General features: G+C 36.2%; 14 protein-coding genes and 1 pseudogene. 6 read left to right on the forward strand and 9 right to left on the reverse strand.

Annotation, left to right across the window (positions count from 1 at the left end; all coding sequences use genetic code 11):
- Both KA858_RS01425 and KA858_RS01430 read left to right on the forward strand, forming a co-directional pair.
- A pseudogene (locus KA858_RS01425) lies at nucleotides 1–183 on the forward strand (IS5/IS1182 family transposase); the annotation flags it as partial.
- Between the two features lie 197 nt (nucleotides 184–380).
- Nucleotides 381–1,757, forward strand: a complete 1,377-nt coding sequence (locus tag KA858_RS01430; protein ID WP_210134816.1) for an MFS transporter — start codon at nucleotides 381–383, stop codon at nucleotides 1,755–1,757.
- A 50-nt stretch (nucleotides 1,758–1,807) separates the two neighbouring features.
- Here KA858_RS01430 and KA858_RS01435 read toward each other — a convergent pair whose 3' ends face one another.
- Nucleotides 1,808–2,782, reverse strand: coding sequence for a choloylglycine hydrolase family protein (locus tag KA858_RS01435; protein WP_210134817.1), 975 nt, complete (start codon nucleotides 2,780–2,782; stop codon nucleotides 1,808–1,810).
- Nucleotides 2,783–3,137: 355 nt separating this feature from the next.
- Nucleotides 3,138–4,100: an oxygen-dependent tRNA uridine(34) hydroxylase TrhO gene (gene trhO / locus KA858_RS01440; protein WP_210134818.1), complete on the reverse strand. Its 963-nt coding sequence runs from the start codon at nucleotides 4,098–4,100 to the stop codon at nucleotides 3,138–3,140.
- 278 nt (nucleotides 4,101–4,378) lie between these two features.
- Here trhO and KA858_RS01445 point away from each other — a divergent pair, with 278 nt between their 5' ends.
- The 3 genes from KA858_RS01445 to KA858_RS01455 all read left to right on the forward strand — a co-directional run bounded on the left by KA858_RS01445 (nucleotide 4,379) and on the right by KA858_RS01455 (nucleotide 7,555).
- On the forward strand, nucleotides 4,379–5,356 hold the full coding sequence (locus KA858_RS01445; protein WP_210134819.1) for an SMP-30/gluconolactonase/LRE family protein: 978 nt from the start codon (nucleotides 4,379–4,381) through the stop codon (nucleotides 5,354–5,356).
- A 207-nt stretch (nucleotides 5,357–5,563) separates the two neighbouring features.
- Nucleotides 5,564–5,665: a type I toxin-antitoxin system Fst family toxin gene (locus KA858_RS01450; RefSeq protein ID WP_275126180.1), complete on the forward strand. Its 102-nt coding sequence runs from the start codon at nucleotides 5,564–5,566 to the stop codon at nucleotides 5,663–5,665.
- A gap of 243 nt (nucleotides 5,666–5,908) precedes the next feature.
- On the forward strand, nucleotides 5,909–7,555 hold the full coding sequence (locus KA858_RS01455) for a phospho-sugar mutase (RefSeq protein WP_210134820.1): 1,647 nt from the start codon (nucleotides 5,909–5,911) through the stop codon (nucleotides 7,553–7,555).
- A gap of 225 nt (nucleotides 7,556–7,780) precedes the next feature.
- On the opposite strand, the gene KA858_RS01460 is transcribed toward KA858_RS01455, so the two are convergent.
- The 7 genes from KA858_RS01460 to KA858_RS01490 are packed head-to-tail and all read right to left on the reverse strand — an operon-like array spanning nucleotide 7,781 to nucleotide 12,849.
- Nucleotides 7,781–8,638: an urease accessory protein UreD gene (locus tag KA858_RS01460; RefSeq protein ID WP_210134821.1), complete on the reverse strand. Its 858-nt coding sequence runs from the start codon at nucleotides 8,636–8,638 to the stop codon at nucleotides 7,781–7,783.
- Nucleotides 8,638–9,252 (reverse strand): urease accessory protein UreG, encoded by a 615-nt coding sequence (gene ureG, locus KA858_RS01465; RefSeq protein WP_053030037.1) that lies wholly within the window; start codon nucleotides 9,250–9,252, stop codon nucleotides 8,638–8,640. The genes KA858_RS01460 and ureG overlap by 1 nt, the downstream gene beginning before the upstream one ends.
- Nucleotides 9,253–9,264: 12 nt before the next feature.
- The gene (locus KA858_RS01470) at nucleotides 9,265–9,954 is read right to left on the reverse strand and encodes an urease accessory protein UreF (RefSeq protein WP_210134822.1); all 690 of its coding nucleotides are present in this window, start codon (nucleotides 9,952–9,954) and stop codon (nucleotides 9,265–9,267) included.
- Nucleotides 9,947–10,399, reverse strand: coding sequence for an urease accessory protein UreE (gene ureE / locus KA858_RS01475; RefSeq protein WP_107629269.1), 453 nt, complete (start codon nucleotides 10,397–10,399; stop codon nucleotides 9,947–9,949). Before ureE ends, KA858_RS01470 begins: the two co-directional genes overlap by 8 nt.
- A gap of 12 nt (nucleotides 10,400–10,411) precedes the next feature.
- On the reverse strand, nucleotides 10,412–12,127 hold the full coding sequence (ureC, locus tag KA858_RS01480) for an urease subunit alpha (RefSeq protein ID WP_210134823.1): 1,716 nt from the start codon (nucleotides 12,125–12,127) through the stop codon (nucleotides 10,412–10,414).
- On the reverse strand, nucleotides 12,127–12,534 hold the full coding sequence (locus KA858_RS01485; RefSeq protein ID WP_107629267.1) for an urease subunit beta: 408 nt from the start codon (nucleotides 12,532–12,534) through the stop codon (nucleotides 12,127–12,129). The genes ureC and KA858_RS01485 overlap by 1 nt, the downstream gene beginning before the upstream one ends.
- Nucleotides 12,535–12,546: 12 nt before the next feature.
- Nucleotides 12,547–12,849 carry an urease subunit gamma gene (locus KA858_RS01490; protein ID WP_053030032.1) on the reverse strand — a complete coding sequence of 101 codons (303 nt, stop codon included), beginning with the start codon at nucleotides 12,847–12,849 and terminating at the stop codon, nucleotides 12,547–12,549.
- Nucleotides 12,850–13,066: 217 nt separating this feature from the next.
- On the opposite strand from KA858_RS01490, the gene yut reads away from it, so the two are divergent.
- Entirely contained in the window at nucleotides 13,067–13,969 is a 903-nt protein-coding gene (gene yut / locus KA858_RS01495) for an urea transporter (RefSeq protein WP_210134824.1), read from the forward strand.
- The last annotated feature ends 40 nt before the right edge of the window (nucleotides 13,970–14,009 follow it).

Raw genomic sequence — 14,009 nt, forward strand, 5'->3', positions numbered from 1 at the left:
TTAATGGCACTTAATATAAGAAAAGTAGTAGCTCAACCAGCTGAAAATAATCAAAAAATTTATAAAAAAGACAATTTCTATATCATTTCAATAGAAATTGTCTTTTATTCACTTATCCAAGAACTTTATGTCCCGGACTCTTTTTATTATGAATATATAAGTCAATTGATTTTTTTATCATAAGTTTAAATGAACTTTATAAGTAATAAAACTAATAAAGTTATGACAAATTATTGATTAATATAATAGAACAAAGTGTGTAACTTTGGAATCTTATTTTCCTATATACTTTCTCTGCATACGTGATATAATAACTAAGGTTAAATGAGAATAATTCTCATTATCTAGATTGATTATATTATGTAAAGGAAGTGTCAGATGTGAAATCGCATCAAAGTAAGTTTGATGGTAAATTAATCATTGCGGCTAGTTTTGCAGTGTTAACATATTGGTTGTTTGCGCAATCATTTATTAATATTGGCTCAAGCGTTCAAAAGACGTTTAGTGCTGCGGATTCAACATTAAATCTATCAATCAGTTTAGTCGCTTTTGTAACTGGTATTTTCATGGTAGGAGCAGGGGATATTGCTGATAAAGTCGGCAACCTGAAAATGACGATATTAGGTCTTATCTTTAGTATCATCGGCTGTCTTAGCCTGATCATTGTGCCAGCAACACCCTTTTTAATTATTGGACGAATCTTTCAAGGGCTGTCAGCTGCGATACTCTTGCCTTCAACGATTGGTTTAGTATCAGATAAATTTAAAGGACAAGATTTGCGTAAAGCTTATAGTTTTATGATGATTGCGACAGTTGGCGGAATTGGATTTTCTTCCTATGTTGGCGGTCTTATTTCTAGTTTATTGAGTTGGCAAATGATCTTTGTAATTTCAATCATTTTGTCAGTGATCGCAATCTATATTTTAAGTCGTAGAAAGGAAACACCACGTTCGGAACGTAATCATCAGCCTTTTGATTATATAGGTATGATCATCTTTGGTGTCGTCATTGCTTGCTTGATGTTGCTGATGACACAAGGATTTACATATGGTTGGACGAGTAGTTTCACATTATCTGTTGCTGCTATTGGTCTCATTGCCTTAATTGTGTTCTATCTTTTTGAAAAAGGCAAAACCACACCATTTATTGATTTCTCGATTGTAAAAAACCGAGCATTTCTAGGATCAACGATTAATAATTTCGTACTTAACACAGGCGTTGGGACTACAGTTGTCTTCAATGGCTATGCGCAAAAGCAATTTGGCATGAGTGAAGCACAAACGGGGTTAGTCACTGTGCCGTACGTCTTCATGGCGATTGCAATGATTCGTTTAGGTGAAAAAGCAATTCAAAAATATGGTGGTAAAAGCATGTTGATTGCAGGACCATTATTCCCGGCAATTGGTATTATTCTTATTAGTTGTACATTCTTATCACCAAGTTGGTATGTTGGTGTTGTAACGTTCGCATTCGTGGTTTGTGCAATTGGTAATGGATTGGTAGCAACTCCAGGATTAACCATTGCGGTGTTTAACATGCCAGAAGAAAAAGTAAGCTTTGCGACAGGTTTATATAAGATGGGTGCTACACTTGGGGGCGCCTTTGGTATTGCATTAAATACAACTGTATTTACAGTATGCCAACAGTTCTACTCAGTAGAAATGTCAGCAATGATTTCCTCCTTAGTAGGTGCAATTATTATGGTACTTGGCCTCGTTTCGGCATTTATTCTTATCCCTAAAAACGTTAAAGCATAAACAAGCAAGCGTGGCTTTTTAATCAGCCACGCTTGTTTGTTTATAGATAATTAATTTACTTTATCTGTAGACAATCCTTGCGGAATCGGATCAAATATAACTAAATCGTCGCTGTTTAATAAATCCTCTGTTAATTGTAATTCAGCGATACGATTAGAATTGTAGTATTTTACATATAACGTACGTGACGTTAAGTTAAATACAGTTTGGTATAGCGTATAGTGGAATTCATGTTCAGAAGGGCGAACTGCTCCTTTAGGAATGCTGACGTTATCAAGAATTCTAAAAGCATCTAACACCACATCATCACCATCGTCAGGCAACATATTATTTACGAGATAAGCCGCTCTTACATAACGTTCTGCTGACGTGTAGCCACCTGGTAGTCCAGACGTACCACTTTCATTTCCAATATATAAATTTTTATAGCGTTTATATTGGGGTTTGTAAGGCGTCACATTCGCATAGTTCTTCAAGTTCTCGTAATGCCAATTTAAATCAGGACTATTGGTAAGTACGCCCACTGGATTCTCGTGCACGACAATGCGTCCTTCTACAAATGTAATCTCTACAGTACGACCAGTCGCATCAGAAACATGATAATGTAAAGGTGGTGCTTCATTAATATCATTTAATGTATGTGCGACTACATTGACCTGATCAGCTTGCTCAATCAGTTCGGCAATCGTTTGGTTATATCCAAGTACCCATGTTAATACTTCGGTTTGAGAAATATTGATAAAGCCGTCACGTATGTCATGCGCATAGGATGCATAGCCACGGTCATATTGATTCGAAATTGCAAGGCCATGCTCATTTACACCATCTCCGAAAATAAACCCTTCCATATCAGAACCAGCACCAGTGAAACCATACTTCGTTATCCCTTTATAATCTACACGAGATTTCCAATAGTAGTGACGTGGTTGCACAGCTGGATGACCAGTTAAAGGATAATCATAATCCATCGTACGACCTAAAATTACATCACCGTTTTTAGCTTGAAACGTAAAACCTGTACACATATACAATAGCCTCCATATCCAAAGTGAGAATTATTATCAATTATAAGATGTCTGTTTATGTATTTCAATTTTAAAATATTTTCGGAAAAAGAGTCCTAAAATAAAAGTTAATATATACATACTAAAGCAAATAATATAGGCCCAAATAATACCATAATAGTCAACGATCATTGATATAACAAAAGTTCCAAAATAAAAACTCCCAAAAAATTTTGCAAACAAATTAGTAGGAGCATACAACGATTTCATAAAGAATTACATACCACTTTCAAAAATATCTCTAATAAGATTAAGCCTAAAAAATAAGCGTTAGGAGGCAGTGTTTAACTATCTCCTAACGCTTTGGTTCAGACCTCTATGCGTGAGCGTGTTCTGGTACGTCTTTAAAGTTGTCTAAACGACGATTCCATTCTTCATCACTTATATTATTTTTAGCTACATAACGGTTACGTTCATGTTTCGCGCAATCATATGAACATGCGCCAAGATATTTAGCTTCATTTTCTTCTGAAACAAGAATTTGCTTGTTACATTCAGGGTTTGAGCAGTTAATATAACGCTCGCATGGTGTGCCGTCAAAGTGTTCTTTACCAATCACTGTTTTCTCAACTTGGTTGACGTCTACGCTAATACGTTCATCGAAGACGTACATTTTACCGTCCCAATATTCACCTTTAGTCTCAGGATCTTTACCATATGTTGCAATACCGCCATGTAATTGACCAACATTCTCGAAGCCCTCTTTTACTAACCAGCCTGAGAATTTTTCACAACGGATACCACCTGTGCAATACGTTACGATATTTTTACCATCTAATTGGTCTTTATTCTCACGAATCCAATCTGGTAAATCTCTGAAACGTGTAATATCTGGACGGATTGCACCGCGGAAGTGACCTAAATCAAATTCATAGTCATTACGTGCATCTAAAATAACAGTATCTTCATCTTCCAATGCTTCTTTAAATTCACTAGGTGAATAGTATTTACCAGTTGTGACACGTGGATCAACATCGTCCTCTAAACCAAGTGCAACAATTTCATTTCTTGGGCGAACATGCATTTTTTTGAAAGCATGACCTTCAGCTTCGTCAATTTTGAACGTCATATCTGCGAAACGTTCATCTGCATGCATATGTTCGATATATTGATCTGTATCTTCTTTCGTACCTGATAACGTACCATTGATACCTTCTGTAGATACTAGAATTCGACCTTTTAAGTTATTTGCTTTACAGAATTCTAAATGCTCAGCAGCAAATGTTTCTGGGTCATCAATCGTTGTGTATTTGTAATATAATAACACTCTATAATCCATTTTCTGATTCTCCTCTAAAAATTATTATTTATCGTAAAGGCAAGCTATATCATTTAATGATTCATTTATTTATCTTTTTATAAAAATCAACATTATATTATTTTATCAAATTTACAATAACTTTCAATATTTCAGTTTTTAAAATAGGGCAATAGACCTATGTTAGAAGTATAATTACTTTTTGAAAACGATTACATGTAGTACGATAAGTAGAAAGTTTATTAAAGGATTATAATGAATGTAAACGATACTTTTCACAAAGGGAGGAAATGTTAATAATGACAAATCAATCTTTACCAAAATTAACATATACTGGAGCATCAAAAAGTGCAGTACCTATTATTTCTGAAAGTGAATTACAAACTGTAACGGCAGAACCTTGGTTAAAAATTTCAGATGAAGGATTGCAATTAGAAGGTCTCATCTTTGATAGAAATCATAATTTGTTCTTATGTGAAGTATTTGGCGGTAAAATTTTTAAAGTTGATATAAATACAAAAGAAGTTTCAACAGCATTTCAATCAACAAAACAAAATCCAGCTGCAGTCAAAATACATAAAGATGGACGTTTATTTACATGTTATTTAGGTGACTTTGAGTCAACAGGCGGCATCTTCGCTACTGATGAACATGGTGAACAGTTTGAAGAAATTATTTCAGAACTCAACACGGAATATTGTATTGATGACATGGTCTTTGATAGTAAAGGTGGTTTCTATTTCACTGATTTCAGAGGTTATTCTACAAATCCTAAAGGTGGCGTCTACTACGTTTCACCTGACTTCAAGACAGTGACCCCAGTCATTCAGAATATTTCAGTAGCAAACGGAGTAGCGTTAAGTACGGATGAAAAAGTACTATGGGTGACAGAAACAACGACAAATCGACTTCATCGTATTCAATTAGAAGACGATGGTGTGACAATTGCACCGTTTGGCGCAACGATTCCATATTACTTTACTGGCCATGAAGGACCAGATTCAGTATGTATTGATAGTGATGATAATTTATATGTCGCGATGTATGGCCAAGGACGTGTCTTAGTCTTTAATAAACGTGGCTATCCTATTGGTCAAATCTTAATGCCAGGGCGTGATGAAGGTAAAATGTTACGTTCAACACATCCACAATTTATCCCTGGAACAAACCAATTGCTTATTTGTACCAATGACATTGAGAACGGCTCAGAAGGTGGTTCTATGATTTATACCGTTGAAGCCTTTGCGAAAGGTCATGAAAGCTATCAATTTCAGTAAGTAATAAAAACTCAGAAAGATAGTAAATATCAATTATTCTAGAGTAAATAGAACAGTTTTCTATAAATAATCGAGAATTTATTAAATTAAATGCTAATGTAGTAGCTAATAATCAAAAATTTGCAACGTAGAGTGATTTTACACGTTGGTGCTATAATCAAGGCGTCGCTAGCGCTTCCGGCGGTAATTTCGACGGAAGGAGGTGTGATGCCAATGGAGTTAATTTTTTTAACCATCATTGGTCCTGTTATTACAGGATGTATTGTTACGGCTTTTAAATATTGGTTAGACAACCGTAATAGAAAATAAGCGACACCGTCTAACACACCATAAAACCCCTCACTATGGACCTAGTGAGGGGTTTGGTGTTGCCAATGGAATTAATTTATGAATGTATTATATCACTATGAGTAACTTATTGCAAGTTTAATTCGGCCAGCATAAAAGATTACTAAATAGAGATTATTTACTAATGAAATGAAACTTTTTTAAATATCCAGTATACTGAAATAGAATAATAAGACATCCGCATAAGTATGAAAGGAGTATATGATGAAAGACAATTGGATGAAATATAAAGATGACAGTCTTGTAGCATCATTCTATGATAGTCAGACCACAACGTTTCAAGAACAAGGATTTGAAACTGAATTAGCTTTTGGAACTGCAGGTATTCGTGGCCAGTTTGGACTTGGTCCAGGTCGTTTAAATCGCTATACTATACAACGTCTGGCATTAGGAATTGCTAATTACTTAAAAGATAAAGAAGATAATCCTTCAATTGTCATTCACTATGATATCCGTCATTTATCTTCAGAATTCGCGCATATTATTACGCAAATTTTGACTTCGAATGATATCAAAGTTTATCTGGCAGATGGGTATAAAACAACGCCACAACTATCTTTTGCTGTGCGCTATTTGCAAACATCTGCCGGTATCATGATTACAGCAAGCCACAACCCTAAAGATTATAATGGTATCAAAGTTTATGGTGCAGATGGCGCACAATTAGATGAGACTACGTCATTAGAAGTTGCTAACTATATCAATAACTTAGGTGATCCGCTTGAGTTAAATATTAAATTAAACAAAGAACGCATTGAGCAGAACACTATTGATTTACCAGAAGCGGTTGATGATAATTATATCAATGAAATTACACGGTTAGTAGGAGATATTCCACAATCTGACTTAAAGGTTGTTTATACGAGTTTACATGGTACCGGAGTACCGATTATTCCAGACGTGTTAAAGCATCTGAATTTTAAACAAGTCAGCTTAGTGCAATCACAATGTGAACTTGATCCGGACTTTAGTTCCGTGAAAAGTGCGAACCCTGAAGAACGAGAAGCCTTCGATTTAGCGATTCAACAAGCACATGATAGCGATGCGAATTTAATTATTGCAACAGATCCAGATGTCGATCGCATGGGGTTTGTTGAACGATATGCAGATGGACAAACATATTACTTTGGTGGCAGTGAAATCGGCGCGTTACTTATTAAATATCTTCTCGAACACACGAATGTACCGGAGCATTCAGTTGTTATTCAATCTATTGTAAGTGGTGAGTTAGGTAAACGTCTTGCGCAACAACATGGGGTCACTGTGAAGGAAGTCTTAATCGGCTTTAAGCATATTGCTAAAGCTATTCGTGAATTAGATGATACAGAATCTTTCCTATTCGCCTATGAAGAAAGCTATGGCTATTTGGCCGATGATTTTGTGCGAGACAAAGATGCTATTCAAATCGTGCCGTTGATGATTAAGTATGCATCTATTTTGAAAAGTCAGGGCAAAACACTATACGACGCTTTAAAAGAGATTCATAACGAAGTAGGGCAATATCGTGATAAACCGATGTCTAAAGTCTTTGAAGGTAAAGAAGGGCAACAACAGATTAATGAATTAATGAATCAATTAAGACAAAATATCCCTGAAATCATAGCAGGATTAAGCGTTGTTGCAGTGGAAGATTATAAGACATTAAAACGCGTAAATAAAGAAGATCATACTGAAGAAATAATACGATTACCTCAAGCGAATGTGATACGAATCATCTTTAAAGAAGGCTTTATTGCATTGAGACCATCAGGTACAGAACCTAAACTGAAGTTCTATCTCTCACTCAACGTCGATAACTTCGAACAAGTATCACAAGAAATCTATAATTATATATTTGGCGATACCGAATAGCCTTTCTCAAATGTCTTTCCTAGTACAAAGACGTCATTTTAATGGCAAGACGCTACTAGGAATTGGATACGTCTTGAGACAAAAATGAAAACAAAAAGCGATGAATCATGACCACTTAACCTTTGTAAAAGGTTGGTCAAGTGCGTAATCGCTTTTTCAATCAAAGCAAGCAGGGAGCGGGACAACGATTTTAAAAAAATCTGTCCCGCTCCCTGTTCTGCTTTATTAATACTTTCTTAAAAAATTGATTTGTCGATCGTATAATTTATTCGCAATATAAGATTGTACCGTATTCAGAATCTCTTCAATTTCCTGTGTCATATTTGATAATACACGCACGGTAAAGCCATGTGTTGGCAATTGTGTTATGCCAAGACGACAATCATATTGCTTCATATAACCTTTAATTTCGTCATACACTTCATCGATTAACTTTTGCGTCACGTCAGGATGAATAAAATAGGCTGAACCTAAATGTGTGTAATGCTCCATATAACCAATCGAACTAATCTCTGTTTCACTTGGATGCATACGCAAATTATCGTAAGTGACGAGTTCATCACCGACGTAAATTTCATTTAATAAATGCATATAATCATATGTGAAGTGTTCATCACGCATAGAATAGCCAGGCGTCAAAATATCTGTATAATACATAGATGCCGTTTCATCTAACTTGAATATATTGTGCTGATAGAATTTCGCATGTTCGTAAGCAATAATTGGGTCACCAACATATTCCATATATCCATCTTTCGCTATATGGAATGTTTGATATTGTTCCACACGATCATTCAACGTCTTGTAAATCTTCGTAGCACCTTGTGATGTGAGCGTCACTGCTGCGCCTTGATCTACATTGATATTCATTCGATATCGATCGCCATCTAAGTATCCACCGCCCACGTTCACAATATAGAACGTAGGAATCGTTGAATGATTTAAATAGACTGGGCGAATGACTTTTAGCGCTTTTTCAAAGAAGATGTCGCGTGCAACAGAACGTTTACCATTATTGAATACAGTTAGGTCTAACTGTCCAGTCCAAGATTGTTCAGTATCTTGTTTCATATCTTCAGCCATTAAGCTAACCCTTTAAGTAATACATCACGTTCAATCCACTCAATAACGTTGTCTAAACCATCATCTGTCTTAAGGTTAGTGAATGTGAATGGACGATTTCCTCTAAATGTCTTCGTATCTTCAGCCATTTGGTCTAATGACGCACCGACAAATTCCGCTAAGTCTGTTTTATTAATGACGAAGTAGTCAGATTTAATCATACCTTGACCACCTTTACGTGGAATCTTCTCACCTTGGGCTACATCGATAATGTAAATTGAGAAATCTACTAATTCTGGACTGAATGTAGCGGCTAAGTTATCGCCACCAGATTCAATAAATATTAACTCAATGTCGTCATTACGTTCTAATAATTCATCAATCGCAGCAAAATTCATTGAAGCGTCTTCACGGATAGCTGTATGTGGACAGCCACCTGTTTCGACACCAATGATTCTATCTTCAGCTAACACGCCTGTATTGACCAAGATTTTTTGGTCTTCTTTAGTATAAATATCATTTGTGATAACACCGATACTTAATTCTTTAGACAGACGGCGGACTAATTTTTCTACTAATTGTGTTTTACCTGCACCAACAGGACCACCAATACCAATTTTAATTGGATTTGCCATAAATATTACCTCCTATGAAATAAAGATTCTCACATTAACGTTCTCATGTTCCATTTGATTAAGTTCTAATCCTGGTGCTGTCACACCAAAGTCTGATTCGTTCAATGTGAAGATATGTTGACGCGTACGTTCAATATGCGGAATCATATCTGACACAACTTGTTGCCCCGTTGTTTGACCAAGAGGGATTGCACGTACCGCATTCTGAGTTAAACTTGAAACATTTTGATACAAGTAATAATCAATAATCGTTTCGATATCAATACCTAAATGATGGCCTAATATTGTAAAGCAAATCGCTGGATGTAACTTAGCGCGCTTCTCAGTCATTTGCGTATGGTACCACGTCATCCATTCGCTATCATAAAGTTTCATTGCCAGTTTTGCCATACGTGTGCCCATTTGTTTCGTGCCGACACGTGTTTCGCGAGGCAAACTTTGAACATAAATTAAGCGATCTAATCTTAATACTTCTTCTGTATTTTCATTTTTTAACGCTTGATAGACAAAACGCATAGCCAAACCGTCTGAGTAGGTTAATTGCTCATTTAAAAATAGCTGTAACCATGCTTTAAACGTCTTAGCATCTTTCACTACATCACGTTGAATGTATGTTTCTAAACCGAATGAATGACTAAATGCACCTGTAGGAAATTGTGAATCACAGAACTGAAATAATCGAAGATGTGAATGATCAATCATGTGAATGTCCTATATGTCTGAAGGCTTTATTAACTTTACGGTCTTCATGACTATAAGGAATGCCTAATGATTTTAATAAATCTTCGACCAAATAATCATATTGTACGAGCATTTCAGTTTCTGTAAATTGTGCAGGTAAATGACGATTGCCAAGTTGATGTGCGATATCGCCCATTTCTTGTAACGTACGTGGTTTGATAACAAGTAAGTCTTCAGAATTTACATCAACCACAATCATATTTGTTTCGTCTTGATATAAAATATCACCATATTGTAAATCAATAGGTTGTTTTAAACGGATACCAATTTCTGTGCCATGATCTGTTGTCACACGTTGAATACGTTTAACTAAATCAGAGTTTTCTAAATAGACTTTTTCAACGTGCTTTTGTTTATCTTCAGCTGGTAAATTAGCAATGTTTCCTTGAATTTCTTCTATAATCATTAAACGTACCTCCTAGAATAAGAAGTATCTTTGAGTTAACGGTAATTCAGTAGCAGGTTCACTAGTCACTTTTTCGCCATCAACAAATACTTCATAAGTTTGTGGGTCTACATCAAGTTTAGGTGTAGCATCGTTATTCTTCATGTCTTTTTTCGTTAAATTACGAATGCCATGAACAGGTCGAACCATACGTTGTAGGTTTAAGCTACGGTAGATACCACTTTCGAATGCAGTTTTAGAAACAAATGTAATGGCAGTATGCTGTAAATTGCCACCATATTGGCCATACATTTTACGATATTTTTGTGGTTCTGATGTTGGAATTGAACCGTTGGCATCGCCATTAACCGCTGCATTAATTAAACCGCCTTTTACAATTAGTTCAGGTTTAACACCGAAGAAGGCTGGTTCCCACATCACTAAATCTGCTAATTTACCACCTTCGATTGAACCAACATAGTCTGAAATACCATGTGTAATTGCAGGATTAATTGTATATTTAGCGATATAACGTTTAATACGGTTGTTATCATTGTATTCTGCATCACCATCTAAGAAACCGCGTTGTTCTTTCATACGGTGAGCGACTTGCCAAGTACGTGTTATCACTTCGCCTACACGTCCCATCGCTTGTGAGTCAGAACTTACCATACTAAAGACGCCCATATCTTGGAGTACATCTTCAGCTGCGATAGTTTCTTTTCTAATACGAGAATCTGCAAAGGCGATATCTTCAGGAATAGATGCATTTAAGTGATGTGTAATCATTACCATATCTAAATGTTCGTCGACAGTATTTTGTGTGTAAGGTAATGTTGGGTTGGTAGATGAAGGTAAGATATTAGGATATGATGCGGATTTAATTAAGTCGGGCGCATGTCCACCACCTGCACCTTCAGTATGATACATGTGTAAGACACGTCCTTTAACTGCTGCCATTGTATCTTCCATAAATCCAACTTCATTTAATGTATCAGCGTGAAGGGCAATTTGAACATCGAATTCATCTGCAACGGCTAATGCGTGATCAAGTGCTGATGGTGTTGCACCCCAGTCTTCATGAACTTTCAATCCAATGACACCTGCATGAATTTGTTCAATGAGCGCAGTGTGATTAACAGCTTGACCTTTACCAGTGAAACCAACGTTAATAGGGAGTTGTTCAGCTGCTTCAAGCATGCGATGTATATGCCAAGGGCCAGGGGTTACTGTCGTAGCTTTAGTACCTTCAGATGCACCAGTTCCGCCACCAATGTGTGTAGTGATACCACTTTCAAGTGCTACTTCAGCTTGTTCTGGATTAATAAAGTGAACGTGTGTATCAATACCACCAGCTGTCACAATTTTACCTTCAGCTGAAATAATATCTGTTGTCGCACCAATAATGATATCAATATTATCCATAATATCTGGATTACCTGCTTGGCCAATAGCAAAGATGTAGCCATTCTTAATACCGATATCTGCTTTAACTACTTTATCGTAATCAATAATAACTGCATTTGTTATAACTAAATCTGCAACATAACGGTCGTCACGTGTCACGTTAGGATTTTGACCCATACCGTCACGAATCGATTTACCGCCACCGAAAGTGACTTCATCTCCGTAACTTGTATAATCGTGTTCGACTTGAGCAAATAAATTTGTATCACCTAGACGGATTGAATCGCCTTTAGTCGGACCATAAAGACTGGTATATTGAGATTGCGTCATTTTAAAACTCATTAATCTTGTCCTCCTTTTTTATTGACGTTTTCTTCGCCTTCGTCATGAAATACACCGGCGTAGTCATCATTCTCGTCGGTAGGACGGTAAACGCGACTTTCATCAATTTTGCCATTTACTAAACCACGGAAACCATATATATTACGATGGCCTGCATATTCAACAAGTTGAACTTTTTTCTCGTCTCCTGGTTCGAAACGTACGGCTGCACCAGCGGGAATATCTAAGTGTTTGCCATAAGCTTTTTCACGTTCAAAATTTAATGCTTTATTAGCTTCAAAGAAGTGGAAGTGAGAACCAACTTGTACGGGACGGTCACCAGTATTTTTAACAACAAGTACCGTTTCCGCGCGTCCTTGATTAATTTCGATTTCAGTATTTTTAACTATAATTTCTCCAGGAATCATACTATTGCCTCCTTAGACGATTGGATGATGGACTGTAATGAGTTTCGTTCCATCTGGAAATGTTGCTTCGATTTCAATTTCTTTGATCATGCTTGCAACACCTTCCATGACATCTTCTTCGTTTAGTATTGTTTTGCCATAGCTCATTAATTCGGCTACGGTTTTACCGTCTCTTGCACCTTCAAGTAATTCATCACTGATTAAAGCGAGTGCTTCCGGATGATTTAACTTTAAACCACGTGCTTTACGACGTCTTGCAACTTCTGCAGCTACAACAATCATCAACTTATCTTGTTCACGCTGAGTAAAATGCATATCTATTCCTTCTTTCCATTTGAAAATAACGTTCGTAGTCTTAATGTTAGAACTGTTAAGAATATTGTACAAGCAATATAGTCATACAATTATTTTAAATACAAACTCTAATTGTATTTCTACATGATTAAATTTTGTAAAAGTATTTTGTAAGTTGTAGTAATAGTGCTAGAATTTAAAAGAACGAAGTGTAATAACAAAAGAGTAAGGTGAGTTTGTGAAGTATATTGATGTTTTTTTAAAAAATATAGCGCAAGTTGTGTTTATGAATAACAAATGGTCAGGGGTCCTGATTTTAATTGGTTTGTTTGTGGCTCGATGGGAGATCGGTATAGCGGCTATGATAGGTAGCGTATTAGCGCTCTTATTGGCACCCTTTTTCAATTATAGTGAAGCGGAAATTCAAGATGGCTTAGCAGGGTATAATGCTGTGTTAACGGCTATTGGTTTAGCATTGTTCCTTCAATCTACAATGGTAGCTTGGGTTGTATTGCTAATTGCGACCATTTTAACGTTGCCTATGGGGGCGGCCATTAGAGAATGGTTAAAGCCATTTGGTGTACCTATGCTAACATTTCCATTTGTATTGATGACGTGGTTAGTGTTAGCAATGACAACTCAATTTTCGAAATTAAAAGTGACAATTGATATATTGCCACAACAAGTAAAACATCCAGATATTAGTCATAATCATATCAGTTGGCTAAGTGGTATTACTACGAACTTCAGTGAAATCTTTCTAGTGACGTCTATACTGGGAAGTGTGTTAATTATAATAGGCATCTTTTTGGGATCAATCAAAGGTGGTATATACGCCATCATTTCCAGTATCTTAGCTGTTATCTTTATTGTGGCACTTGGTGGTGACTATCCATCTATTACGAATGGTTTATATGGCTATAACGCTATACTTACAGGTATTGCGTTGGGTGCGATATTTACGACGAAATTAAATACGTATATCGCAGTCATTACAGGGTTGTTATTAACTGTAGTAATGCATGGTGCACTCGCAACGTTACTTGCACCAGTAGGATTACCTGTATTTACGGCACCTTTTATATTTGCTACATGGATTGTGATGTTCGCTGGCAAGACATCAGTTGAAGAAACAAATTAAATGTTATAATAAAAAAACCATCAACCGACCAGGTATTCTG

The sequence above is a fragment of the Staphylococcus sp. GDX8P80P genome, from assembly GCF_017893095.1.
Classification (GTDB): Bacteria; Bacillota; Bacilli; order Staphylococcales; family Staphylococcaceae; genus Staphylococcus; species Staphylococcus borealis.

What these genes read in the sequence shown, in the direction of transcription:
- KA858_RS01435 (WP_210134817.1), bottom strand. Translation starts at nt 2,782, where the DNA reads ATGTGTACAGGTTTTACGTTTCAAGCTAAAAACGGTGATGTAATTTTA.
- trhO (WP_210134818.1), bottom strand. Translation starts at nt 4,100, where the DNA reads ATGGATTATAGAGTGTTATTATATTACAAATACACAACGATTGATGAC.
- KA858_RS01445 (WP_210134819.1), top strand. Translation starts at nt 4,379, where the DNA reads ATGACAAATCAATCTTTACCAAAATTAACATATACTGGAGCATCAAAA.
- KA858_RS01450 (WP_275126180.1), top strand. Translation starts at nt 5,564, where the DNA reads ATGCCAATGGAGTTAATTTTTTTAACCATCATTGGTCCTGTTATTACA.
- KA858_RS01455 (WP_210134820.1), top strand. Translation starts at nt 5,909, where the DNA reads ATGAAAGACAATTGGATGAAATATAAAGATGACAGTCTTGTAGCATCA.
- KA858_RS01460 (WP_210134821.1), bottom strand. Translation starts at nt 8,638, where the DNA reads ATGGCTGAAGATATGAAACAAGATACTGAACAATCTTGGACTGGACAG.
- ureG (WP_053030037.1), bottom strand. Translation starts at nt 9,252, where the DNA reads ATGGCAAATCCAATTAAAATTGGTATTGGTGGTCCTGTTGGTGCAGGT.
- KA858_RS01470 (WP_210134822.1), bottom strand. Translation starts at nt 9,954, where the DNA reads ATGATTGATCATTCACATCTTCGATTATTTCAGTTCTGTGATTCACAA.
- ureE (WP_107629269.1), bottom strand. Translation starts at nt 10,399, where the DNA reads ATGATTATAGAAGAAATTCAAGGAAACATTGCTAATTTACCAGCTGAA.
- ureC (WP_210134823.1), bottom strand. Translation starts at nt 12,127, where the DNA reads ATGAGTTTTAAAATGACGCAATCTCAATATACCAGTCTTTATGGTCCG.
- KA858_RS01485 (WP_107629267.1), bottom strand. Translation starts at nt 12,534, where the DNA reads ATGATTCCTGGAGAAATTATAGTTAAAAATACTGAAATCGAAATTAAT.
- KA858_RS01490 (WP_053030032.1), bottom strand. Translation starts at nt 12,849, where the DNA reads ATGCATTTTACTCAGCGTGAACAAGATAAGTTGATGATTGTTGTAGCT.